This is a genomic window from Rhizobium acidisoli (genome assembly GCF_002531755.2).
In the GTDB taxonomy this organism is placed as follows: domain Bacteria; phylum Pseudomonadota; class Alphaproteobacteria; order Rhizobiales; family Rhizobiaceae; genus Rhizobium; species Rhizobium acidisoli.
In genome coordinates, this window is the sequence record NZ_CP034998.1 from 1 (window position 1) to 21,891 (window position 21,891).

The following is a 21,891-nucleotide window of genomic DNA, read 5'->3' on the forward strand; positions in this document are numbered from 1 at the left end:
ATGCAGATGAATACGATGACGGCGGGCGGGCCCGATAATGGGGATGTGGCACCGCAGGCGTTTGGCTCCATTCGCCTCGAAGGGGGAGACACAAAGGCGGAAATGAAGCACAGCATCCTGTTTGAGCGCGTCAGCGCGCGCTTGAAGGCCCAGGTCGGCCCTGACGTCTATGCCAGCTGGTTCGCCCGGCTGAAGCTGCATTCGGTATCGAAGAGCGTGGTTCGCCTGTCGGTTCCCACCACCTTCCTGAAGTCGTGGATCAACAATCGTTATCTCGATCTCATCACCGGTCTGTTCCAGGCCGAAGATCCGGAAATTATGAAGATCGAAGTCCTGGTGCGCACAGCGACGCGCAGCGGCACGAAGGCGCTCGATGAGGCAGTCCAGCCCGAGCCGGTCGTTGCCCCACAGGCGCGCCGCCCCGCAAGCGCCCAGCCGGCCGGCCAGGCCGTCCAGCAGGCGGTTTCTTCAGTTGCCGCGGCAAGGCCCGCAAGCTTTGGTTCGCCGCTCTTCGGTTCGCCGCTCGACAGCCGCTTCACTTTCGACACCTTCGTCGAAGGCAGCTCGAACCGCGTCGCACTTGCGGCCGCCAAGACCATCGCCGAAGCCGGTTCCGGCGCCGTGCGCTTCAATCCGCTGTTCATCCATTCGACGGTCGGCCTCGGCAAGACCCACCTGCTGCAGGCAATCGCCAATGCGGCGGTGCAGAACCCGCGGGCGCTGCGCGTCGTCTATCTGACGGCCGAGTATTTCATGTGGCGCTTCGCCACCGCGATCCGCGACAATGATGCGCTGACGCTGAAGGATTCGCTGCGCAACATCGATCTGTTGATCATCGACGACATGCAGTTCCTGCAGGGCAAGATGATCCAGCACGAATTCTGCCATCTCCTCAACATGCTGCTCGACAGCGCCAAGCAGGTCGTCGTCGCCGCCGACCGCGCCCCCTGGGAGCTGGAATCGCTCGACCCGCGTGTACGCTCGCGCCTGCAGGGCGGTGTCGCGATCGAATTCGACGCGCCGGATTATGAGATGCGCCTCGAGATCCTCCGGCGTCGCCTTGCTGCGGCCCGGCTTGAAGATCCGTCGCTCGACATTCCGGCCGAACTGCTCCAGCACGTCGCCCGCAACGTCACGGCCAGCGGCCGCGAGCTGGAAGGTGCTTTCAACCAGCTGGTCTTCCGCCGCTCCTTCGAGCCGAACCTGTCGATCGAGCGCGTCGACGAACTGCTCGCCCATCTCGTCGGCTCCGGCGAACCCCGCCGCGTCCGCATCGAGGATATCCAGCGCATCGTCGCCAGGCACTACAACGTCTCGCGCCAGGAACTGGTCTCGAACCGCCGCACCCGCGTCATCGTCAAGCCGCGCCAGATCGCCATGTATCTGTCGAAGACGCTGACGCCGCGCTCCTTCCCCGAGATCGGCCGCCGTTTCGGCGGGCGCGATCACACGACCGTGCTGCACGCCGTGCGCAAGATCGAAGAGCTGATTTCCGGCGACACCAAGCTGTCGCACGAAGTCGAGCTGCTGAAGCGGCTGATCAACGAATAACGACCCGATTTTCGGAAAAACTTTGGCGGCCGGAAGCGATTCCGGCCGTTTTGCTTTATGAGCTTTTTATTCTATACCTCCGGCCATCCCGCGCATGCCCGATTTGGAGCGGCGTGTGCCGGGCAAAGACTGAAGCGCCGAGATGGCGCATGGGAGGATCATAAATGAGTTTTAGAAAGATCGCCGTTCTCGGCCTGGGCAAGGTCGGACGGCTGGCGGCGACGCTGTTGCATGAAGGCGGTTTCGAGGTCATCGGCGTCGATGCGCAACTGCCGCTGAGCGACGTTCCCTTCAAGTGCCGCGCCGGCGATATCTCCGACCCGCAGGTGGTCGGCGAACTGTTGTCGAATGTCGAGGCGGTGCTCTCCTGCCTTCCCTACCATCTGAACATCGAATTGGCGCGTGCCGCCCATCTCGCCGGCATTCATTATTTCGACCTGACCGAAGACGTTCCCACAACCAATTTCATCATCGAATTGTCGAAGACCGCCCGCGGCCTGATGGCGCCGCAATGCGGCCTGGCGCCCGGTTTCGTCGGCATTGTCGGCGCCAGCCTTGCCGACGGCTTCGATCGCTGCCGTTCGATCCGCATGCGTGTCGGCGCCCTGCCGCAGCATCCGACGGGACTGCTGGGTTACGCCTTCAACTGGTCGCCCGAAGGCGTCGTCAACGAATATCTGAACGATTGCGAGGTCATCGAGGGTGGCGTGCGCAAGCTGGTCTCGCCGATGGAATGGCACGAGACCGTCTATGTCGGCGGCGTCAAGCTCGAAGCCTTCACCACCTCGGGCGGCCTTGGCACCATGTGCGACACCATGCTCGGCAAGATCGACAATCTCGACTACAAGACCATGCGTTATCCCGGCCATATGGAGCTGATGAACTTCTTCTTCCACGAGCTTCTGATGCGCGACAAGCGCAAGCTTGCCGGCGAGATCCTCACCAATGCCAAGCCGCCGGTTGAAGACGATGTCGTCTATGTCCATGTCGCCGCCGAGGGCACGGAGAACGGCAGCCTGCGCCGCAAGGAGTTCGTGCGCGCCTATTACCCGATCGAGATTGCCGGTGCACGCCGCACGGCAATCGCCTGGACGACATCGGCCTCTGTCGTCGCCGTCATCGAGATGGTCCGCGACGGTCTGCTGCCAGCCACCGGCTTCCTGCACCAGGAGCATATTCCGCTGGAGATGTTTTTAAAGACGCCGACCGGCGGCCTGTTCAAGGCCGGCGCCACCAGCCACGGCTGAGATTACGTTCCAGCGCGGCCCGCGATGTCGGCCGCGCTGGAACCAATGCATTGCGTGGGCGTCAGCAGGCGAGATCGGCGACGACGGAATCGAGGATCAGCATGCCTGAGGGTGTGCAGCGCAGGCGTGAATTGCCGATCCGCTCGATGAATTTGTGTTCGAGCAGAAACTCTTCGCGTTTCGGGTCGAGGTCGCGGCCGGAAAGCTGTTGCCAGCGGGCAAGATCGACGCCTTCCCGGAGCCGCAGTCCCATCAGCAGCAATTCGTCGGACTGTTCCTCGTAGCCGAGCCGCTCCTCGTCGAGAATGCCGTGGCCGTCGCGCTCGACCATGTCGAGCCAGGCCTCCGGCTTGCGCTCGGTCGCCGTCGCGATCTTCTCGGGGCCGCGCGTCAGCCGGCCGTGCGCGCCGGGGCCGATGCCGGCATAATCGCCGTAACGCCAATAGGTCAGGTTATGCCGGCTTTCAGCACCCGGCCGGGCGTGGTTGGAAACCTCATAGGCCGGCATGCCCTCGCGCGCGGTGATTTCCTGCGTCGCCTCGTAGAGCACAGCCGACTGCTCGCCATCCGGCACGATCAGCTTGCCTGCTTTGTGCAGGCCATAAAACGGCGTGCCTTCCTCGATGGTGAGTTGATAGAGCGAAAGATGATCGACCGCATAGGAGATCGCTTGCTTCAGCTCCCTTTCCCATTGCTCGACCGTCTGGTCCGGCCGGGCATAGATGAGGTCGAAAGACATGCGCGGAAAAATGTCGCGCGCCAGCCGGATCGCCTTCAGCGCGTCGGCGACATCATGCAGCCGGCCGAGGAATTTCAGGTCCCGATCATCAAGCGCCTGCACGCCGAGCGAGACGCGGTTGACGCCTGCCGCTCGGTAACCGCGGAAGCGATCGGCCTCGACGCTCGAAGGATTGGCTTCCATGGTGATCTCGATACCGGCAGGCACGTGCCAGTGCCGGGCAATGCCGTCGAGAATGGCGGAGACCGTTTCCGGCTTCATCAGCGACGGCGTGCCGCCGCCGAGGAAGATGCTCGTCACCGTCTTCGGCCCGCTCATCGCCCGGACCGCCGCCATCTCCTTCAGGAAGGCTGATGCAAAGCGCTCCTGATCGACCGGCTGGTGGCGCACATGGCTGTTGAAATCGCAATAGGGACACTTCGCCGCGCAGAAGGGCCAATGCACATAGACGCCGAAGCCGGGCTCGCCGGTATCGGGCAGCAGCGCCGCATCGCGCGAGGAGCCTGGCGTGTCGAAATTGTCCACGTGGTGACCTTATGCCTCCAGGCAGGTTTCGACAAAGAGTTTGAAGGCGCGGGCCCGGTGCGATAGCGCCTGCGGCTTGCCGACGCTCCAGCCGTGTTTTTCCTCGCCACTCATCTCGCCGAAGGTGACGCCATACCCTTCCGGCTGGAAGACCGGATCGTAGCCGAAGCCTTGGCCGCCGCGCGGCGGCCAGACGACGCTGCCCTCCACTTCGCCGCGGAAGAGTTCGGTATGCCCGTCCGGCCAGGCGAGGCAGAGCACGCTGACGAAACGTGCGGTGCGCTGTTCGGGCGTCGTCGCGCCCGCATCCTGCAGCGCCTTTTCCACCTTCGCCATCGCCATGTCGAAATCGCGCGTGCCGCTCGGTGTCTCCGCCCAATTGGCGGTGTAGACACCGGGATCGCCGTCAAGCGCGTCGACCACCAGCCCGGAATCGTCCGAAAGCGCCGGCATGCCGGCTGCATTGGCCGAAGCGACCGCCTTGATCGTCGCATTCTCCTCGAAGCTCGTGCCGGTTTCATCGGGTTCGACGAAATTCAGCTCGGCGGCCGACTTGGCGGTGAAGCCGAGCGGCCCGATCAATTCCTGGATCTCGCGGATCTTGCCGGCATTGTGGCTGGCAACGACGATGGTCTTCGTTTCAAGCTTGCGCATTCAGATATCCTGTTCGATGCCCCAGATTTTAGCCTCCGCGCATTCCAGGCTGTTGCCGGCAGGATCGCGGAAATAGATCGAGCGGCCGCCGTTCGGCCAATGCACTTCGGATTCGATCGCCACGCCCGCCGCTCTCAGCCGCTCAGCCATCGCATCGATGTTGCGGCCGGAGACCCGGAAGCAGGCATGGCCCCCTCCGGTCGTGCCGTGCGGCGGCACTTGCAGGGCGTCAGGTGCCGGCGGCTTGACCGTTTCCTCGGGATTGAAGATCAGCAGAACACCGGGGCCGCAGCGGAAGAAGACATGCCGGTTGGCGGCGCGGGTAATCTTTTCAAGTCCGAGAACGCTCTCGTAGAACGCCTCGGCCTCGTCGAGATCCCGCACATAAAGCGCCGTTTCCAACATGCCTTCCAGCATGGGGTTCATCCCGCAATCGCCTGTTTCTGCAGGGCGACGAGTTCGCCGATGCCGTTCTTGGCAAGACCCATCAGCGAGGTGAATTCCTCTTCGGAAAACGGCGTGCCTTCGGCCGTGCCCTGGATTTCGACGATCCCGCCGGCGCCGGTCATGACGAAGTTGGCGTCGGTTTCGGCCGAGGAATCCTCGAGGTAATCGAGGTCGATCACCGGCTGGCTGGCGAAGACGCCGCAGGAGATGGCGGCGACATGGTCCTTCAGGACCCGGTCGACCTTGATCATGTTGCGGCTTTCCATCCATTTCAGGCAGTCGTAAAGCGCGATCCAGCCGCCGGTGATCGAGGCTGTCCGCGTGCCGCCATCGGCCTGGATGACGTCGCAATCAAGGGTGATCTGCCGCTCGCCGAGCGCCTGCAGATCGACGACGGCGCGCAGCGACCGGCCGATCAGCCGCTGGATTTCCTGAGTGCGGCCGCCCTGCTTGCCGGCTGCCGCCTCGCGCTTCATGCGCTCGCCGGTCGCCCGCGGCAGCATGCCGTACTCAGCCGTGACCCATCCCTTGCCGCTATTGCGCAGCCATGGCGGCGTCTTTTCCTCAAGGCTGGCCGTGCAGAGCACATGCGTGTCGCCGAATTTCACCAGGCAGGAGCCTTCCGCATGCTTGGAAAAATTGCGCTCGAACGAGACCTTGCGCATCTGGTCGATTTTTCTGCCTGAAGGCCGCATTCTTATCTCCTGGGGTTTGTTGACCGCTTCTACGATTGGCGGCGCCTATTTGCAAATTCCCTTTTGCCACGGCTGCGAGTTTGACTTACTTTTCGCGAAGTATCATCAGCGCGGGTTCGAGAGTTTCATGGGCATCAGGTCGACATCGGTTTCGGATGCCGTTGCTGCGCTGGACGAGCGCTCCAGGGAAATTTTTCGCCGCATCGTCGAAGGCTATCTGGAGAGCGGCGAGCCGCTCGGTTCGCGCAATCTGTCCCGCCTGCTGCCGATGTCGCTGTCGCCGGCCTCGGTGCGCAACGTCATGAGCGATCTCGAAGATCTCGGCCTCATCTATTCGCCGCATATCAGCGCCGGCCGGCTGCCGACCCAGATCGGCCTGCGTTTCTTCGTCGATGCCTTCATGCAGGTCGGTGATCTCTCCGCCGAGGACCGCGCCAGCATCGACCGCCAGGTGCGGGCCGAAAGCGGCGGCAATCCGGTGGAATCGATGATGAACGAGGCGAGCCGCATGCTATCCGGCATTTCGCGCGGCGCCGGCCTGGTCATCACCTCGAAAAGCGATCCGGTGCTCAAACATGTCGAGTTCATCCGGCTGGAGCCGACAAAGGCGCTGGCCGTGCTCGTCGGCGATCACGACCAGGTGGAAAACCGCATCATCGAACTGCCGGCGGGCGTCACCTCCTCGCAGCTGGCCGAGGCGGCAAATTTTCTCAATGCCCACATGTCCGGCCAGACCCTGCCGGAGCTGCGCAAACAGCTCAGCCAGCTGAAGGATAACGTCCGTCACGAACTCGATGCCCTGTCGCGCGATCTCGTCGAGCGCGGCATCGCCGTATGGGCCGGCAGCCCGGACGAGGGCAAGCCGGCGCAGCTGATCATCCGCGGCCGCGCCAACCTGCTTGAAGGTCTGGCCGGCGCCGAGGATCTCGACCGGCTGCGGCTGCTGTTCGACGATCTCGAAAAGAAGGACAGCCTGATCGAGATCCTCAATCTCGCCGAAACCGGCTCGGGCGTGCGCATCTTCATCGGCTCGGAAAACAAGCTCTTCTCGCTGTCCGGCTCGTCGCTCATCGTCGCGCCCTATCGTGACGACGACGATCGCATCGTCGGCGCCGTCGGCGTCATCGGCCCGACGCGGCTCAATTACTCCCGCATCGTGCCGATGGTGGACTACACCGCCCAGCTCGTCTCCCGGCTTTCGCGCAATCCGCTTTGACCAGTTTGACGAAGACCGCGGAATTTTCCCTTCTTTGTCACGCAGACTTGATTTTTTTCGGTCAAACCTCGATATCGGGCGCATCTGAAGACACCAACCGGAGACCGTCATGACCGATGACACGACGAAAAACGGACCTGACGCAACTGCGGCCGATGCCGCAGCCGACGCTGCCGCCTACGTCGAGAACGATATTGCGCAGGAAGAGGCCCCCCAGCCTGATGCACTCGAGCTTCTGAAAGCCGAAAACGGCGAACTGCGCGACCGCTATCTGCGCCTTGCCGCCGAGATGGACAATCTGCGCCGCCGCACCGAGCGTGAGGTCAAGGACGCCAAGTCCTATTCCGTCGCCGGTTTCGCGCGTGACATGCTCGCCGTCTCGGACAATCTGCGCCGAGCGCTGGATGCCATCCCTGCAGAGGTCAAGGATGCGGCCGATGCCGGCCTGACCACGCTGATCGAGGGCGTCGAGATGACCGAGCGCGCCATGCTGTCGGCGCTCGAGCGCCACGGCGTTCGCAAGCTGGAGCCGGTCGGCCAGAAATTCGACCCGAATTTCCATCAGGCGATGTTCGAAGTGCCGAACCCGGATGTGCCGAACAACACGGTCGTCCAGGTCGTGCAGGCAGGCTTTTCCATCGGCGAGCGCGTGCTGCGCCCGGCCATGGTCGGCGTCGCCAAGGGCGGCCCGAAGGCCGCCGAAGCTGAAACCAATTCGGTCTTCGACGAGAAGGACGCCTGAAACCTTCTCCCTTCGGAGAAGGGTGCCGAAATCAGATGCGGGCGAAGCGTTCGATCAACAGATCGAAGAAGCCGTCCGCATCGACGTGGCGCATGACTTTTGCGTTGCGCTTGCGCTCGGTGACATGCCACCAGTCGACGACCGTCATGCCGACCGTGAGTTCGGAGTGGATCTCGATCTCGACATTGCAGTCCCGGCCCTTGAAAAGCTCCGGCTTCAGCAGATAGGCGATCACGGTGGGGTCATGCAGCGGCCCGCCGTCGGAGCCGTATTTCTCGATATCGAAGCGTTCGAAGAATTCCAGCATCTCGACCATCGCCTTTGCCGGCGCCGTGCCGATCTCGGCCATGCGCTTCACCCGATCCTTGCGGGTCAGCAACTGGTGGGTCACGTCAAGCGGCATCATCACGATCGGCACGCCTGAGCGGAAGACGATATCGGCGGCCTCGGGATCGACGTAAATGTTGAATTCGGCTGCCGGCGTGATGTTGCCGCCCTCGAAAAAGCCGCCGCCCATCATCACCAATTCGCGGATGCGCGGAGCGATGTCGGGCGCCTTCTGCAAGGCCATGCCGATATTGGTCAGCGGCCCGAGCGTGCAGAGCGTCACCGTGCCTTCTTCCTCACGCCGCAGCGTCTCGATGATGAAGTCGACGGCATGGCCGGTCTGCAGCGCCATCGTCGGCTCGCTGAGCTCAGGACCGTCGAGGCCGGTCTTGCCGTGCACATGTTCGGCGGTCACCAGCTTGCGGGCGATCGGCGCGTCGGCGCCGGCAAAGACCTTCGTCTCCGTCCGGCCGCAGAGTTCGCAGACGATGCGCGCATTGCGGCTGGTCAGCGATAGCGGCACGTTGCCGGCGACCGTGGTGATCCCCAGCAGCTCCAGCTCGTCGGGACTGCCGAAGGCCAGCAGGATGGCGGCCGCGTCGTCCTGGCCGGGATCCGTGTCGATGATGATCTTTCTTGCGCTTGCCATCCGATGCACCGTTTTCTTCATTTCTCGTCACAAATCGGCACATTCTGCGCCGGCTCGTTTTGATGCGAGGCAGCCGCCGCTTTGTCAAGCAAGGAGCCGTCACCACCTTAAAATTGAGGGGTGGTGCCGAGACGTCACCCGCGTCTTGCAGCGCCGGGATGCGGTCCCCATATTAGCGGCATCCGGATGCTGCCCTTAAGGTCCGGGATGGTCGCTTGCATCAAGGACTTGAAAAGAGATGAGCCGCATTACCCCTTTCGCCAGCCCGCTGCTTCTGGGCTTCGATGCCATGGAAAAGACGCTGGAGCGCATTTCCAAGGCCAGCGACGGATATCCGCCTTACAATATCGAACGCATCGGCGCCGACAGCGGCGCGCCGGAACGTCTGCGCATTACGCTGGCTGTCGCCGGTTTCGGCGAGGAGGAACTCGATGTTTCCATTGAGGAGAACCAGCTTCTGATTCGCGGCCGTCAGGTGGAGCACGGCGAACGGGACTATCTCTATCGCGGCATCGCCGCCCGTCAGTTCCAGCGCACCTTCGTTCTGGCCGACGGCATGCAGGTGCTCGGCGCCGGCCTGAAAAACGGTTTGCTCTCCGTCGATCTAATTCGACCGGAGCCCGCCCGCATGGTCAAGAAAATTAACATTTCGGTCTCACAGTAGCACAACGGTTTGTCGAACCGTTGGTCCCTTCTTCCGGAGGAACAGGAATGTTGATGAAAGAAGCCACGTCTCACTTGACCAAATCCGAGCTTGCCCACATCGGCAGCGGCGAGGTCGCCTATATCAGAAAGATGCGCACCGAAGAGGTCGCCAAGTGCTTTCCCGAGGCGCCGGATATCGATCCGAACGTCGATCTCTGGGCACTTTTCGGCGCCGACGGCACGCCGATCCTCTTGACGGACAACCGCTCCAGCACCTTCTTCAAGGCTGCCGAGGACGAACTGAAGACGGTCAGCCTGCACTGACCGTCAGACAGCGCTTGTCGCGTTGCGCCGCGATTGCGGTGCATCAGGCATTTGTAGCGATGCCGCTTCGAGATAAACTGATCGTCGTTGGTGCCGTGTGGCCCCCTCATCTGACCCTGCGGCCACCTTCTCCCCGCTGAGGAGAAGAGGTGAGCAAGGCGCGCCGAGACTGCCCAACGAATCCGCCTCTTCCGAGCACTCCATTTTCAATGGGGTCATAGGCGAAGCGGCAATCTCCCTCTTCTCCCCAGCGGGGAGAAGGTGGCCCGAAGGGTCGGATGAGGGGGCCGCACGGCACGCCTCTCACTATCGCCCTTCAACCGCTGCTAGTCGCCTCACGCCGACGAACATTGCGTCATGTTCGCCGACTTCGCCGAGCCTCAGATTTTCCTGAATGTCAGATAGGCCGAAGACCGGCCCTCGCGCCGGGCCTTGGCCTCGTAGCGGGTGCTCGGCCAGCCCTCGTAGGGTGTCAGCCAATCCGCCGCATTGTCGGCCATCCAGTCGAAGCCGCCATGGTCGCGGCATTTGAGCAGCGTCCAGTTCACATAGGTGTCGATGTCGGAGGCGAAGCAGAACAGGGCGCCGGGCTTCAGCACGCGGTGAAAGCGGTCGAGATTGGTCTTCGAGACGAAGCGCCGTTTCCAGTGCTTTCGCTTCGGCCAGGGATCGGGATAGAGCAGGTCGATCTGATCGACCGAAGCGTCCGGCAGCCAGTCGAGCAGTTGCGTCGCGTCGTCGTTGTAGACGCGGATATTGCGCGCCCCGGTCTCACCGATGCGCGACAGCAGCTTCTGCATGGAATTGACGAAGGGTTCGACGCCGACAAAGCCGGTCGAAGGCCTCTCCAGGGCGCGGTGAATCAGATGTTCGCCGCCGCCGAAGCCGATTTCCAGCCGCAACTTTTCGACCGGAGCCGGGAAGAGGGATGTCAGCGGCTCCGGTGGAGCCGCTGACAGATCGATAAGGAATGCCGGCAGCAGGCTGTTCAGCGTCTCGGCCTGGTGTTCGCGCAGGGCCTTGCCCTTGCGGCGACCGAAGAAGGCTTCAGTCGCCCGGCCGCGGCGTTCCATATCCGTCATGCTTTATCTCAGGCCTTCACGCTTTCCTTGAGCGCCTTGACGAGGTCCGTGCGCTCCCAGGAGAACGAGCCGTCGCGGCCGGCCTTGCGGCCGAAATGGCCATAAGCGGAGGTCTTCGCATAGATCGGCTTGTTGAGGTCGAGATGGCGGCGGATGCCTGACGGAGACAGGTCCATGTTCTTGCGGATCGCTGCTTCGACCTGATCTTCGCTGAACTTGCCGGTGCCGTGCAGGTCGACATAGATCGACAGCGGCTGGGCGACGCCGATCGCGTAGGAAATCTGGATCGTGCAGCGGTCGGCAAGGCCGGCGGCAACGACGTTTTTCGCCAGATAGCGGGCGGCATAAGCAGCCGAACGGTCGACCTTCGTCGTGTCCTTGCCGGAGAATGCGCCGCCGCCATGCGGAGCGGCACCGCCGTAGGTGTCGACGATGATCTTGCGGCCGGTGAGGCCTGCATCGCCGTCCGGTCCGCCGATGACGAACTTGCCGGTCGGGTTGATGTACCACTTGCAATCGTCAGCGATCTTCAGTTCGCCGAGCGCTTCGCGGATATAGGGCTCGACGACGGCGCGGACCTTCTTCGAATCCCAGCTTTCGTCGAGATGCTGGGTCGAAAGCACGATCGACGTCGCTTCGGACGGCTTGCCGTCGACGTAGCGCACGGTCACCTGGCTCTTGGCGTCGGGGCCGAGCTTGGCGACTTCGCCGTCACCCTTCTTGCGGGCAACCGCGAGCAGCTGCAGGATCTTGTGTGAATAATAGATCGGCGCCGGCATCAGATCCGGCGTTTCGCGGCAGGCGTAACCGAACATGATGCCCTGGTCGCCGGCGCCTTCGTCGCCCTGCTGGTCGGCGGCGCTGTCGACGCCCTGCGCGATGTCGGCCGACTGCGAGTGCAGGAGCACGTCGATCTTGGCCTTCTTCCAGTGGAAGCCGTCCTGCTCGTAACCGATATCCTTGATGGCGCGGCGGGCGGCGGCCTTGAACTTCGACGGATTGATGACGTCCTTGCCGTCTTTGTCCTTCTTCATCAGGCTCGGCGGCAGGCGGACTTCGCCGGCGATGACGACGCGGTTGGTGGTCGCCAGCGTTTCGCAGGCAATGCGCACGCCCCACGGATTGACGCCTGTTTTGGCCGCTTCGCGGTAGACCAGATCGACGATCTCGTCGGAGATGCGGTCGCAGACCTTGTCAGGATGACCTTCGGCAACAGATTCGCTGGTAAAGAGATAATTCGCGCGCATTCCGGGATTCCCCTCAAAGAATAAAAGCTAGCTAGTAGGTACTCAGTTCGAGGCCCGATGACAAGCGCAGAAGGACATAAATATATCTTTATATCTGCGGCAAAGTGACAAATTTTGCCCCAAAAACGTAGAAAAGGCGGCCTTTCGACCGCCTTTGGGATTCTGCGATGGGTGTGGCTCAGTCGGAGTCGGCCTCGGCTGCCAGAGCCTTCACCAGTTCCACGACCTTGCGGCGAACCTTCGGATCGGAAATCTTGACGAAGGCGCGGTTGAGCTGCAGGCCTTCGGAAGAGGAGAGGAAATCGACGACGTAATTCGAGCTGGAGGCTTCGGCCATGCCGCCGCCGGCGCCTGCATGTTCGCCGGGTGCGTCCTCGAAGAAAAAGGAAACCGGAACATTGAGGATGTTCGAGATGTTCTGCAGACGGCTTGCGCCGACGCGGTTGGTGCCCTTTTCGTATTTCTGGATCTGCTGGAATGTGATGCCGAGGCTTTCGCCGAGTTTTTCCTGGCTCATGCCCAGCATTGTTCGGCGAAGACGAATACGGCTGCCAACGTGGATGTCGATCGGATTCGGCTTCTTTTTGTTTTCAATCATGGTCGTGCCCTAGCTAAGAATTTCAACCTGTTTAACCGGCATGCCCCTGATCCATCCCAAACGCCACGTTGCAAGCGGTGAGAACCCACCTTTGAACATACGTCCGGAACGCCGATTGTCATCACTATGCAATTTTAGGGGTTTTTGGTCAATTCAACCCGGAAATAAAACCTCTACGAGAAACCAGCGCAATCAAAATGAGCAGCGCTTCGGTCAACCAGAAGTATGTTTGCCGGGGGAATGTCGTCCCCGCTTCTACGCCGAACCTATCAACAGTTGCATCAATAAAGCCGGTTTGTTCGAGATCGAGGCCGGCAATAATTTCCCCCTGTGCATTCACAATTGCTGAAATACCGCTGTTGGCGTCGCGAATCAGCGGCAGTCCGGTTTCCACAGCCCGTACCCGCGCCTGCTGGAAATGCTGATAGGGGCCGGGCGTCGCACCGAACCAGGCATCATTGGTGATATTGAGGATCGCATTGGCGTCTTCGATGTCGCCGGTCATTTCATCGGGGAAAATGATCTCGTAGCAGATCAGCGGATAGAGATTGAGCCCGCCGGGCAGCGCCAGCAGGTGCCGGCTCACTGCTGCCGAAAATCCTCCTGGCATTTCGACGACGTTCTGGATGCCGAATTCGGTCAGCAGGTCCTCGAAGGGCAGGTATTCGCCGAACGGCACCAGATGCACCTTGTCGGAGGCGGCGATGATCTGACCGCGGCCGTCGATCACATAGATGGAATTATAGTAGCGCGTCGGCGTGCCGGGTCCCATCTCCTCGGCGCGCACGGCCCCGGCGATCAGGATCTGGTTGTCGTCGAGCGTATCGGCGATCCGCGTCAGCGCATCCTGGTTGTCAGTCAGGATGAAGGGGATGGCGGTTTCCGGCCAGACGATGATATCGGGCTTGCGCCCGCCATTTTTCGGTGCTTCGGCCGACAGCTTCAGATGCGTCTCGAAGATCGCATTGCGGTCGGCGTCGTTGTCCATCTTCGCCGCCTGGTCGATATCAGGCTGCACCAGCCGCACCACCGGCCGCTTATCCTCCGGCAAGGCTTCGGCCCGCGGCGCCACATAAAGGGCATAAGCGCCGTAGCCGAGATGGGCGGCAAACAGCAGGACGGCAAGCGCGATACCCGCCCGTGCGCCTTGCCGGGTGCCGGCAAGAGCCGGCGCAGAGAAGACGAAGACGGCAAGCGCCGTCACCCCCATCGCCCCGATCACATGCGCCGACTGCATCATCAGCGGAACCGGCATTATGCCGTAGCCGATGGCGTTCCAGGGAAAGCCTGTCAGGATTACGCTGCGAAGCCATTCCATCAGCCCGAAGCCGGCTGCCAGTGCGGCGATCCGTCCCATGCCGTCGGACCAGAAGATGCGGGCAAGGGCCGCCGCCAGCCCATAGAAAATCGCCAGACAGGCCGGCAGCCCGAGAATGGCGAGTGGCAGCGCCCAGGCGAATTCCTCCTGATCGACCAGCAGCGCATGGCCGAGCCACCAGAGACCGGCGACGAAATAGCCGAAGCCGAACAGCCAGCCGGTGGCAAATGCCGGCCACAGCCTGCCGACCAGGCCGCTATCAGGCGAAGCCGCGGCCCCGTCGATCAGCCAGACGAGCAGTGTGAAGGAGACGAACATTGCTGCGAAGAAGCCGAAGGGCGGCAGCGCCAGCACGGCGAATGCTCCGGCGGCGATGGCCAGCAGCGACCGTTTGAAACCCCAGACGAGGATAACCCTGTCCGCAAGCCGCTCCATGCGCACTCCCATCAAAAACCGCGAATCAACCCATTCGCAGTCTTTCAAAAAAGCGGCTCTTTGTCGTGTCAGTTGGCGGTCGATTCCGCCGGCCGGTCGTCGCCGGCATCGGAGCCGGGCGGGACGTCGCCATCCACCTTGGCGCGGCGGCGGATCGCATGGCGCTTGCGGGTGATGCGCAGCCGCTTGATGCGGCGCGGATCGGCGTCGAGGATGTGGAATTCGAAGCCCGGCAGCGCCTGCACGACCTCGCCACGCACCGGGATGCGGCCGAGCGCGGAGAAGATCAGGCCGCCCAGCGTATCGACCTCGTCGACCTGCTCGCTAATGTCGAAATCCGGCCCGATCGCTGCGGCGATCTCTTCCAGTTCGACGCGGGCGTCGGCGATGAAGACGTCTTCGGCGACCCGCTTGAACATCACCTCTTCGTCGTCATGTTCGTCGTCGATGTCGCCGACCACCATTTCGACGATGTCCTCATGCGAAGCGAGCCCGTCGGTGCCGCCATATTCGTCGATAACAAGCGCCATCTGCGTGCGGTTCACCTGCATGCGGCGCAACAGGTCGGAGGCCAGCATCGACGGCGGCACGAACAGGATCTTGCGGATGATGCCGGCTTCCGTCAGCGTCTTCTGCAGGTCGACGCGGGCGAGATCCAAATTCGGCTTGGCCGGCCGCGTGGTCTTCTGGATATTTTCGGGCGCAACCTCGATTGCCGGCAGCGCCGGCAGGGCCGCGGCCGGTTTCGTCGGGCCGCGGCGCTTGTTGCGCGCCTGCTTGGCGACATAGGAGAGCAGATCGCGGATATGCACCATGCCGCGCGGATCGTCGAGCGTGTCGGCATAGACGGGCATGCGCGAGCGGCCGGATTCCTCGAACAGGATCATCAGTTCGCCGATGGTGATGTTCTGGTCGACCGCCTCGATATCGGCGCGCGGCACCATCACGTCGGCGACGCGCACCTCGCGAAAGCGCAGGATATTGTGCAGCATTGCCCGTTCGTCGGGCGAAAAAGCATCGTTGCCGGCCGCATCGGTCATCAGCGCGTCGGCAAGATCCTCACGCAGCGAGCCCTGCTGCGGGCGAAGGATGCGCGCGGCGCGCGACCAGAAGGATTGAGATCGGCCGGATGGCCGACTACTACTGCCCGCCTCGTCCGAAGAGGAGGATGGCTCGGAGTCCTTGGCGTCTGCCGCCGGCTTCGTCGTAAAGTCGCTCATGGTTCCATTTTAAGGTCTTGACCCTCGTAGGGATCAGATAGGCCGAGCTGCGCCAAAATGCGAGTCTCCAGCCCCTCCATAATTTCGGCTTCGTCACTATTCATATGGTCGTAGCCGAGAAGATGCAAGAAACCGTGCACCAGAAGATGGGTCAGGTGGTCGTCGAAACTCTTTTCGAGCTCGATGGTTTCCCGCTCCACAGTCTCCCGGGCGATGATGATGTCGCCGAGCATCGGACCGGGCATCTTGCCGGGCCGAACCGGAAAGGCCGGAAAGGAGAGCACGTTAGTCGCCTTGTCCTTGCCGCGCCATTCGGCATTGATGTCCTGGATCGAGGCGTCGTCGGTGAAGACAAGCGAGACCTCGGGCGGCATCGTCGGGAAGGGCTGTTTCTCGCTGTCGCGGAGATAGATCACGGCTGCGCCGAGCACGCGTTCGCAAAAGGACAGCAGCGTCTCCTCGCCCGGCCAGCCGATGTCGTCGACGCTGATCTGGATGTCGAGTTCTGCCATCAGTCCTGCCGGCTGACCGCTTCGGCTTCGGCGGCATAGGTGGAATCATAGGCCCTGACGATGCGCCCGACCAGCGGATGGCGGACGACGTCGGTATCCTTGAAGCGCACGATCGAGATGCCCTCGACGCCGTTCAGAAGCTGCAGCGCCTCGACGAGGCCGGATTTGACGCCGCGCGGCAGGTCGATCTGGCTCGGGTCGCCGGTGACGATCATCCGCGCATTCTCGCCGAGACGCGTCAGGAACATCTTCATCTGCATCGATGTCGTGTTCTGCGCTTCGTCGAGGATGATGGCGGCGTTGGCAAGCGTGCGGCCGCGCATGAAGGCGAGCGGCGCGATTTCGATGACGCCGGCGGTGATCGCCCGGTCGACCTTGTCGGCGGGGATCATGTCGTAGAGCGCGTCATAGAGCGGGCGGAGATAGGGATCGACCTTTTCCTTCATGTCGCCGGGCAGAAAGCCCAAGCGCTCGCCCGCTTCGACGGCCGGGCGCGACAGGATGATCTTTTCGACCGCGCCGCGCTCCAGGAGCTGGGCGGCATGGGCGACGGCGAGATAGGTCTTGCCGGTGCCGGCCGGGCCGACGCCGAAGACCAGCTCGGCACGCTCCAGCGCCCGGATATAGGCGTCCTGCGTCGGGGTGCGGGCAATGATCGTCTTCTTGCGGGTGGAAACCTGCGCCATCGTCAGCTTGGCCTTGCGCTCCATGGTGGGAAGGCTGAGCTGATCGTCGGCGGCGACCGCCATGCGGATTGCGCCCTCGACGTCGGATCGTTCCACGCTGCCGCCTTTCTGAAGTTTTTCATAGAGATAGTCGAGCGTACGCCGCGCCTGGTTGGTGGTCACGACATCGCCTGTGATGACGACCGAATTGCCGCGGGCCCGCGCATCGATGTTGAGCCGTTCCTCGAGCAGCTTGAGGTTCTGGTCGAATTGACCGAAAAGCTCGCTGGCGAAGCGGTTGTTCTCGAACGTCAGGACGAAGTGATTGGAGTCGCTCGGCGTGCGGGGGTGGCGCGGTGAAGAAGAAACCAATTCTTGTCCGTTCAAGCGGTCGGGCTCCTTGGGTTAAACCGCAGCCTCTGCGCGTTCGGCAAACAGGCTGTTGTTTCCGGTTCCGGTGATTCGCACTTTAATAATGTCACCGATTTGCGATGCTTTTGCATCAACATTCACGGATTGAAGCCAGGGAGAACGGCCGATCAGCTGTTCCGGCATGCGACCGGGCTTTTCCAGCAACAGGTCGATCTCTTTGCCGATGCAGGATTCGGCAAATTCCTGCTGCTGCTTCAGGAGAAGCGCTTGCAGGCGTTCCAGCCGTTCTGCCTTGATCTGTTCCGGCACCTGGTCCTTCAGTTCCGCGCCGGGCGTGCCCGGCCGTGTCGAGTATTTGAACGAAAAGGCCTGTGCATAACGGACCTCCTCCACAAGCCTGAGTGTATCCTCAAAATCGGCGTCTGTCTCCCCCGGAAAGCCGGTAATGAAATCGCCCGACAGCGCGATATCGGGGCGCACCGTGCGGATGCGCGCAATCAACGCCAGATATTCGGCTGCCGTGTGGCGCCGGTTCATGGCTTTGAGGATGCGGTCGGAGCCCGATTGCACCGGCAGGTGCAGATAGGGCATCAGCGCCCGGAGATCGCGATGGGCGTCGATCAGCCGGTCGTCCATGTCGCGCGGATGGCTGGTGGTGTAGCGCAGCCGCGCCAGGCCGGGGATCTCGGCAAGCCGGTAGATCAGGTCGCCGAGGCTCCATGCCTCGCCGCGCGGTCCGGCGCCGTGCCAGGCATTGACGTTCTGTCCGAGCAGGGTGATCTCGCGCACGCCCCCCTCGACGAGCTTTTCGGCTTCCTCGACGATCTGGGCAACCGGCCGCGACACTTCCGAGCCGCGCGTATAGGGCACCACGCAGAAGGTGCAGAACTTGTCGCAGCCCTCCTGCACCGTCAGGAAGGCGGTGACGCCGCGGGCGCGGATCTTCCGGCTCTCGGCAATCGGCAGATGCTCGAACTTGTCCTCGATCGCATAGTCCGTATCGACGACGCGCTGGCCCTCCTTGGCCCGGCGCAGCGCCTCCGGCAGGCGGTGATAGGTCTGCGGGCCGATGACGACGTCGACGGCGGGCGCCCGGCGCAGGATCTCCTCGCCTTCGGCCTGGGCGACGCAGCCGGCAACGCCGATCATCATCTCCCGTCCGTCCGCCCCCTTCTTCTTTTTCATGTCGCGCAGCCGTCCGAGCGCCGAATAGACCTTCTCGGCCGCCTTCTCTCGTATATGGCAGGTGTTGAGCAGAACGAGGTCCGCCTCTTCCATATCTTCGGTCGGTTCATAGCCGTCGCGGGCGAGCGCATCGCTCATGCGCGTGGAATCATAGACGTTCATCTGGCAGCCATAGGTCTTGATGAAGACCTTGCGGCTGTTGGAACCATCGCGGAGCGTCGGCTCCGGGGCCTGAAGGAGGGCGTTGTCCTGTGTCATGGCGCGCTATTTAGTGGTTTTTGCCGCCTGAGAAAATCGAAATCTTCTTTCAGGAGATTTCCCGCCCACGCAGGCGGCTATTTAAGAGGTTGCGGATGCGCGAGGCGATGGTCGCGCTCACCTCCTTGCGATTGGTGTCGGAGCGGTATTCCACCGCCTCACCGAAGGAAACCTCGGCGTCGATCGCGCCGCATCGCACGATATCGATCAGGTGCGGCAGCAGCTCGATATCCCCCGGCCAGGCGGCGAGCGGCCGGTGATAGCGGCCCATGGCGATGCCGTGCACTCTTGTATAGGCAACCGCCACCGGCTGCACCACGACGGTTCCTGTGGGCGAAGCGGGCACGGCCATTGCAGCAGCGCCAAACAGCGAGGACTTGACCTCCAGCAGCCGGTTGCCGTCCGAGGTCGTGCCCTCGGGGAAGAGCACGACGATCTCGCCGTCGGCCATGCGCCCGGCGATCTCGTTTGCCTGATGGCCGGTCTTGCGCCTCTCCTCGCGAACGACGAAGACGCTCTTCTGCAGCTTGGCGAGTGTGCCGAAGATCGGCCATTCCGCCACTTCGATCTTGGCGATGAAGGCGACGTCGGCAACCGCCGACAGCACCATGATATCCATCCAGGAGGAATGATTGGAGCAGAGCATCAGCGGTCGGCGCGCTTCCAGCTGGCCGGTGACGCGGACGCGGATGCCGAGACAATAGCAGATGATACGGTGCCAGACGCGCGGCAGCCGGCGCCGAAGCCGCCAGTCGAAACGCAGGGCGAGCAGCTGCAGCGGCACGAGCACGATGCTGACGATCAGGATGACGACCGCAGCACAGGCAATGCGCAGCCAGGCGATCAAATGCTGGTCTCCCCGGCGGCCATTGCTTCAGAGGTCTTCCTTCTTCAGCGGAACGCCGTAGAGTTCCAGCCGGTGGTCGACCAGCTTGAAGCCGTGCTCGCGGGCGATGCGCTCCTGCAGCGCCTCGATCTCCGGCGAGCGGAATTCGATGACCGTGCCGGTCTTCAGGTCGATCAGGTGGTCGTGATGCTCTTCCGGCACCGTTTCATAGCGCGAGCGCCCGTCGCGGAAATCATGGCGGGCGATGATGCCGGCATCCTCGAACAGTTTTACCGTGCGGTAGACGGTCGAGATCGAGATCTTCGCATCGACCTTCACCGAGCGGCGGTAGAGCTCTTCGACATCGGGATGGTCTTCCGAATCTTCGAGGATGCGCGCAATCACGCGGCGCTGCTCGGTCATGCGCATGCCGCGTTCGGTGCAAAGCTCCTCAAGGGTCTTGGCTACATCAGGCATGGCCCGCCTTCAAAAGATATTCGTCCTGCGACAATGCCGGACGGCGTTTGCGCCCGCCAGCATGTCCCTCTCTGTCAGGGAACTAGCGAAGAACGCGCTTCATGACAAGCGCCGTGGAGAGGGCGCCGTTTTCCTGCTTGTAATAACCCTTGCGTTCCCCGACCTTTTCGAAGCCGAGCTTGCGATAGAGGCCAAGCGCTGCCATATTGCCGTCGTCGACCTCGAGAAACATGCTCTCGCCGCCGCGGGCGCGGGCTTCCCGCATCGCCGCCTGCATCAGCCGCCAGCCAAGCCCGGCGCGGGCGACCTTCGCCTGCACGGCGATCGTCAGGATCTCCGCCTCGCCGGCGACGTGGCGGGCAAGGATGAAGCCGGGCAGCGGCTTTTTCAGGATGGCGTTGGTCTGACGGGCGACGAAGCCGAACACGGTGTCCTGCATCAGGAGGCCGTGAAATTCACCATCGCCCCAGGGCCGGGCAAAACGCTCGCCGTGCAGGACGGCGACATCGCGGCAATCCTCGCGCTCCATGGCGATGATCTCGAATTCCGGCTTCAGCGTCAGATAGGCTTCCAGCATCGTCATACTCGTCGGGCAATCGCATACCCGGCCTGCGGCTTGGCATCGGGTCCGCGCAGATAAAGGGGCTTCGGCTTTCCGGCATCGGGGGAGGCGGCAGCACCGAGGCGCGCCACGACGGAGATCGGGAAATTGTTGCTGTGATCGCCATCAGCGCCCGCCTTCAGCAGCGGCGTCGCCGAACCGGTGATCTCGCCGTCGAAACCGGCGGCAAAAGCCTGCGCTTGCGCCACGCTGAGCGCCCGTGGCGCGTCGAGCGGCGAACCGTCCGGTGAGAAGGACTGGAGGTAGATTTCGTCCCGCTTGGCGTCCATCGCGGCCAGCACGGCGTGGCCGGGCGTCTTTTCGCGCTGGGCTGATGCCATGACCTCGAGCGTGGTGATGCCGACGGCGGGCACGTTGAGGGAAAGCGCAAAACCGCGGGCTGCGGCAACGCCGACGCGGATACCGGTAAACGAGCCGGGACCGATGGTGACGGCAATGCGGTCGATATCGGAAAGCGTCATATCAGCCTGATCGAGCGCGCGATCGACGATACCGATCAAATGTTCAGCATGCCCCTTGCCGATCATGTCCGATGCCTCCCCCAGCATCGTATTCCTGCCGCTGTCGTAAACGGCGGCAGCGCAGTCTACACCTGCCGTGTCGAGCGCCAGAACAATCATGCCATCAATTTCCGAAAAATCTATTGTCGCCCGATGATAAATTCATCCGGCCGAACGGGAGATGAACGGCCGGACGAACTCACGTTTTTAAGCGGCAATCACTTCCTGCACTTCCGGAACGAAATGGCGCAGCAGGTTCTGGACGCCGTGCTTCAGCGTTGCCGTCGAAGACGGGCAGCCGGCGCAGGAACCCTTCATGTTCAGATAGACCTTGCCGTCCTTGAAGCCGCGGAAGGTGATGTCGCCGCCGTCCTGGGCAACGGCGGGGCGCACGCGGGTCTCCAGCAGCTCCTTGATGGTCAGCACGATCGACTCGTCGCCTTCGTCAAAAAACTCGTCGCCGGCGTCGACGTCTTCGGAGAGGATGGAGGCATCGCCCATGACCGGCTTGCCCGACATGAAATGCTCCATGATCGAGCCCAATATAGCCGGCTTAAGATGCTGCCATTCGGCATCGTCCTTGGAGACGGAAATGAAATCATAGCCGAAATAGACGCCGGTGACGCCTGGTATTTCGAACAGGCGGGCAGCGAGAGGCGAAGCTTCGGCCTCCTCGGCACTGCGGAACTCGGCCGTGCCGTTTTCCATCACCACCTTGCCCGGCAGGAACTTCTGCGTGGCGGGGTTCGGCGTGGCTTCGGTCTGAATGAACATCTGGGTCTCCATGCGGCCGGCCCATGCCACGCCGTCTTT

General features: G+C 62.5%; 24 protein-coding genes. 6 read left to right on the forward strand and 18 right to left on the reverse strand.

Features of this window, described 5'->3' with window-relative positions; translation table 11 throughout:
• Both dnaA and CO657_RS00010 read left to right on the forward strand, forming a co-directional pair.
• Complete coding sequence (gene dnaA / locus CO657_RS00005) at positions 1-1,551, forward strand: chromosomal replication initiator protein DnaA (RefSeq protein ID WP_012556363.1); 1,551 nt, start codon at positions 1-3, stop codon at positions 1,549-1,551.
• 164 nt (positions 1,552-1,715) lie between these two features.
• Positions 1,716-2,798 carry a saccharopine dehydrogenase family protein gene (locus tag CO657_RS00010; RefSeq protein ID WP_054182044.1) on the forward strand — a complete coding sequence of 361 codons (1,083 nt, stop codon included), beginning with the start codon at positions 1,716-1,718 and terminating at the stop codon, positions 2,796-2,798.
• Between the two features lie 61 nt (positions 2,799-2,859).
• Here CO657_RS00010 and hemW read toward each other — a convergent pair whose 3' ends face one another.
• The 4 genes from hemW to rph are packed head-to-tail and all read right to left on the reverse strand — an operon-like array spanning position 2,860 to position 5,858.
• Positions 2,860-4,062: a radical SAM family heme chaperone HemW gene (gene hemW, locus CO657_RS00015; RefSeq protein ID WP_054182043.1), complete on the reverse strand. Its 1,203-nt coding sequence runs from the start codon at positions 4,060-4,062 to the stop codon at positions 2,860-2,862.
• A gap of 9 nt (positions 4,063-4,071) precedes the next feature.
• Positions 4,072-4,716, reverse strand: a complete 645-nt coding sequence (gene rdgB / locus CO657_RS00020) for an RdgB/HAM1 family non-canonical purine NTP pyrophosphatase (RefSeq protein WP_003589017.1) — start codon at positions 4,714-4,716, stop codon at positions 4,072-4,074.
• On the reverse strand, positions 4,717-5,142 hold the full coding sequence (locus tag CO657_RS00025) for a VOC family protein (RefSeq protein ID WP_054182042.1): 426 nt from the start codon (positions 5,140-5,142) through the stop codon (positions 4,717-4,719).
• Positions 5,139-5,858 carry a ribonuclease PH gene (rph, locus tag CO657_RS00030; RefSeq protein WP_003589014.1) on the reverse strand — a complete coding sequence of 240 codons (720 nt, stop codon included), beginning with the start codon at positions 5,856-5,858 and terminating at the stop codon, positions 5,139-5,141. Before rph ends, CO657_RS00025 begins: the two co-directional genes overlap by 4 nt.
• Positions 5,859-5,985: 127 nt before the next feature.
• On the opposite strand from rph, the gene hrcA reads away from it, so the two are divergent.
• Both hrcA and grpE read left to right on the forward strand, forming a co-directional pair.
• Complete coding sequence (hrcA, locus tag CO657_RS00035; protein WP_003570826.1) at positions 5,986-7,074, forward strand: heat-inducible transcriptional repressor HrcA; 1,089 nt, start codon at positions 5,986-5,988, stop codon at positions 7,072-7,074.
• Between the two features lie 109 nt (positions 7,075-7,183).
• Positions 7,184-7,816: a nucleotide exchange factor GrpE gene (grpE, locus tag CO657_RS00040; RefSeq protein WP_054182041.1), complete on the forward strand. Its 633-nt coding sequence runs from the start codon at positions 7,184-7,186 to the stop codon at positions 7,814-7,816.
• Positions 7,817-7,847: 31 nt separating this feature from the next.
• On the opposite strand, the gene CO657_RS00045 is transcribed toward grpE, so the two are convergent.
• Positions 7,848-8,792: a nucleoside hydrolase gene (locus CO657_RS00045; protein WP_054182256.1), complete on the reverse strand. Its 945-nt coding sequence runs from the start codon at positions 8,790-8,792 to the stop codon at positions 7,848-7,850.
• A 238-nt stretch (positions 8,793-9,030) separates the two neighbouring features.
• Here CO657_RS00045 and CO657_RS00050 point away from each other — a divergent pair, with 238 nt between their 5' ends.
• Positions 9,031-9,456, forward strand: coding sequence for an Hsp20 family protein (locus tag CO657_RS00050; RefSeq protein ID WP_003589008.1), 426 nt, complete (start codon positions 9,031-9,033; stop codon positions 9,454-9,456).
• Between the two features lie 47 nt (positions 9,457-9,503).
• Positions 9,504-9,761 (forward strand): BQ00720 family protein, encoded by a 258-nt coding sequence (locus CO657_RS00055; protein ID WP_003570822.1) that lies wholly within the window; start codon positions 9,504-9,506, stop codon positions 9,759-9,761.
• A 380-nt stretch (positions 9,762-10,141) separates the two neighbouring features.
• Here CO657_RS00055 and trmB read toward each other — a convergent pair whose 3' ends face one another.
• The 13 genes from trmB to CO657_RS00120 all read right to left on the reverse strand — a co-directional run bounded on the left by trmB (position 10,142) and on the right by CO657_RS00120 (position 21,852).
• Complete coding sequence (gene trmB, locus CO657_RS00060; RefSeq protein WP_054182040.1) at positions 10,142-10,843, reverse strand: tRNA (guanine(46)-N(7))-methyltransferase TrmB; 702 nt, start codon at positions 10,841-10,843, stop codon at positions 10,142-10,144.
• Between the two features lie 8 nt (positions 10,844-10,851).
• Complete coding sequence (metK, locus tag CO657_RS00065; RefSeq protein ID WP_003589005.1) at positions 10,852-12,090, reverse strand: methionine adenosyltransferase; 1,239 nt, start codon at positions 12,088-12,090, stop codon at positions 10,852-10,854.
• A gap of 178 nt (positions 12,091-12,268) precedes the next feature.
• The gene (locus tag CO657_RS00070; RefSeq protein WP_003589003.1) at positions 12,269-12,688 is read right to left on the reverse strand and encodes a helix-turn-helix domain-containing protein; all 420 of its coding nucleotides are present in this window, start codon (positions 12,686-12,688) and stop codon (positions 12,269-12,271) included.
• A gap of 148 nt (positions 12,689-12,836) precedes the next feature.
• Entirely contained in the window at positions 12,837-14,441 is a 1,605-nt protein-coding gene (gene lnt / locus CO657_RS00075) for an apolipoprotein N-acyltransferase (RefSeq protein WP_054182039.1), read from the reverse strand.
• Positions 14,442-14,509: 68 nt separating this feature from the next.
• Positions 14,510-15,661: a hemolysin family protein gene (locus CO657_RS00080; protein ID WP_012556373.1), complete on the reverse strand. Its 1,152-nt coding sequence runs from the start codon at positions 15,659-15,661 to the stop codon at positions 14,510-14,512.
• Positions 15,658-16,173, reverse strand: coding sequence for an rRNA maturation RNase YbeY (ybeY, locus tag CO657_RS00085; protein WP_003588998.1), 516 nt, complete (start codon positions 16,171-16,173; stop codon positions 15,658-15,660). The genes CO657_RS00080 and ybeY overlap by 4 nt, the downstream gene beginning before the upstream one ends.
• Positions 16,173-17,225 carry a PhoH family protein gene (locus tag CO657_RS00090; protein ID WP_003588996.1) on the reverse strand — a complete coding sequence of 351 codons (1,053 nt, stop codon included), beginning with the start codon at positions 17,223-17,225 and terminating at the stop codon, positions 16,173-16,175. The genes ybeY and CO657_RS00090 overlap by 1 nt, the downstream gene beginning before the upstream one ends.
• Positions 17,226-17,243: 18 nt before the next feature.
• Entirely contained in the window at positions 17,244-18,653 is a 1,410-nt protein-coding gene (gene miaB, locus CO657_RS00095) for a tRNA (N6-isopentenyl adenosine(37)-C2)-methylthiotransferase MiaB (RefSeq protein WP_054182038.1), read from the reverse strand.
• Between the two features lie 49 nt (positions 18,654-18,702).
• Positions 18,703-19,500 carry a lyso-ornithine lipid O-acyltransferase gene (gene olsA, locus CO657_RS00100; protein WP_054182037.1) on the reverse strand — a complete coding sequence of 266 codons (798 nt, stop codon included), beginning with the start codon at positions 19,498-19,500 and terminating at the stop codon, positions 18,703-18,705.
• A 27-nt stretch (positions 19,501-19,527) separates the two neighbouring features.
• Positions 19,528-19,956 (reverse strand): Fur family transcriptional regulator, encoded by a 429-nt coding sequence (locus tag CO657_RS00105; RefSeq protein WP_012556376.1) that lies wholly within the window; start codon positions 19,954-19,956, stop codon positions 19,528-19,530.
• An 82-nt stretch (positions 19,957-20,038) separates the two neighbouring features.
• Positions 20,039-20,539: a GNAT family N-acetyltransferase gene (locus tag CO657_RS00110; RefSeq protein ID WP_197283869.1), complete on the reverse strand. Its 501-nt coding sequence runs from the start codon at positions 20,537-20,539 to the stop codon at positions 20,039-20,041.
• On the reverse strand, positions 20,536-21,198 hold the full coding sequence (tsaB, locus tag CO657_RS00115) for a tRNA (adenosine(37)-N6)-threonylcarbamoyltransferase complex dimerization subunit type 1 TsaB (protein ID WP_003588988.1): 663 nt from the start codon (positions 21,196-21,198) through the stop codon (positions 20,536-20,538). The genes CO657_RS00110 and tsaB overlap by 4 nt, the downstream gene beginning before the upstream one ends.
• Before the next feature lie 87 nt (positions 21,199-21,285).
• The gene (locus tag CO657_RS00120) at positions 21,286-21,852 is read right to left on the reverse strand and encodes a NifU family protein (RefSeq protein ID WP_003588987.1); all 567 of its coding nucleotides are present in this window, start codon (positions 21,850-21,852) and stop codon (positions 21,286-21,288) included.
• Positions 21,853-21,891: the final 39 nt, after the last annotated feature.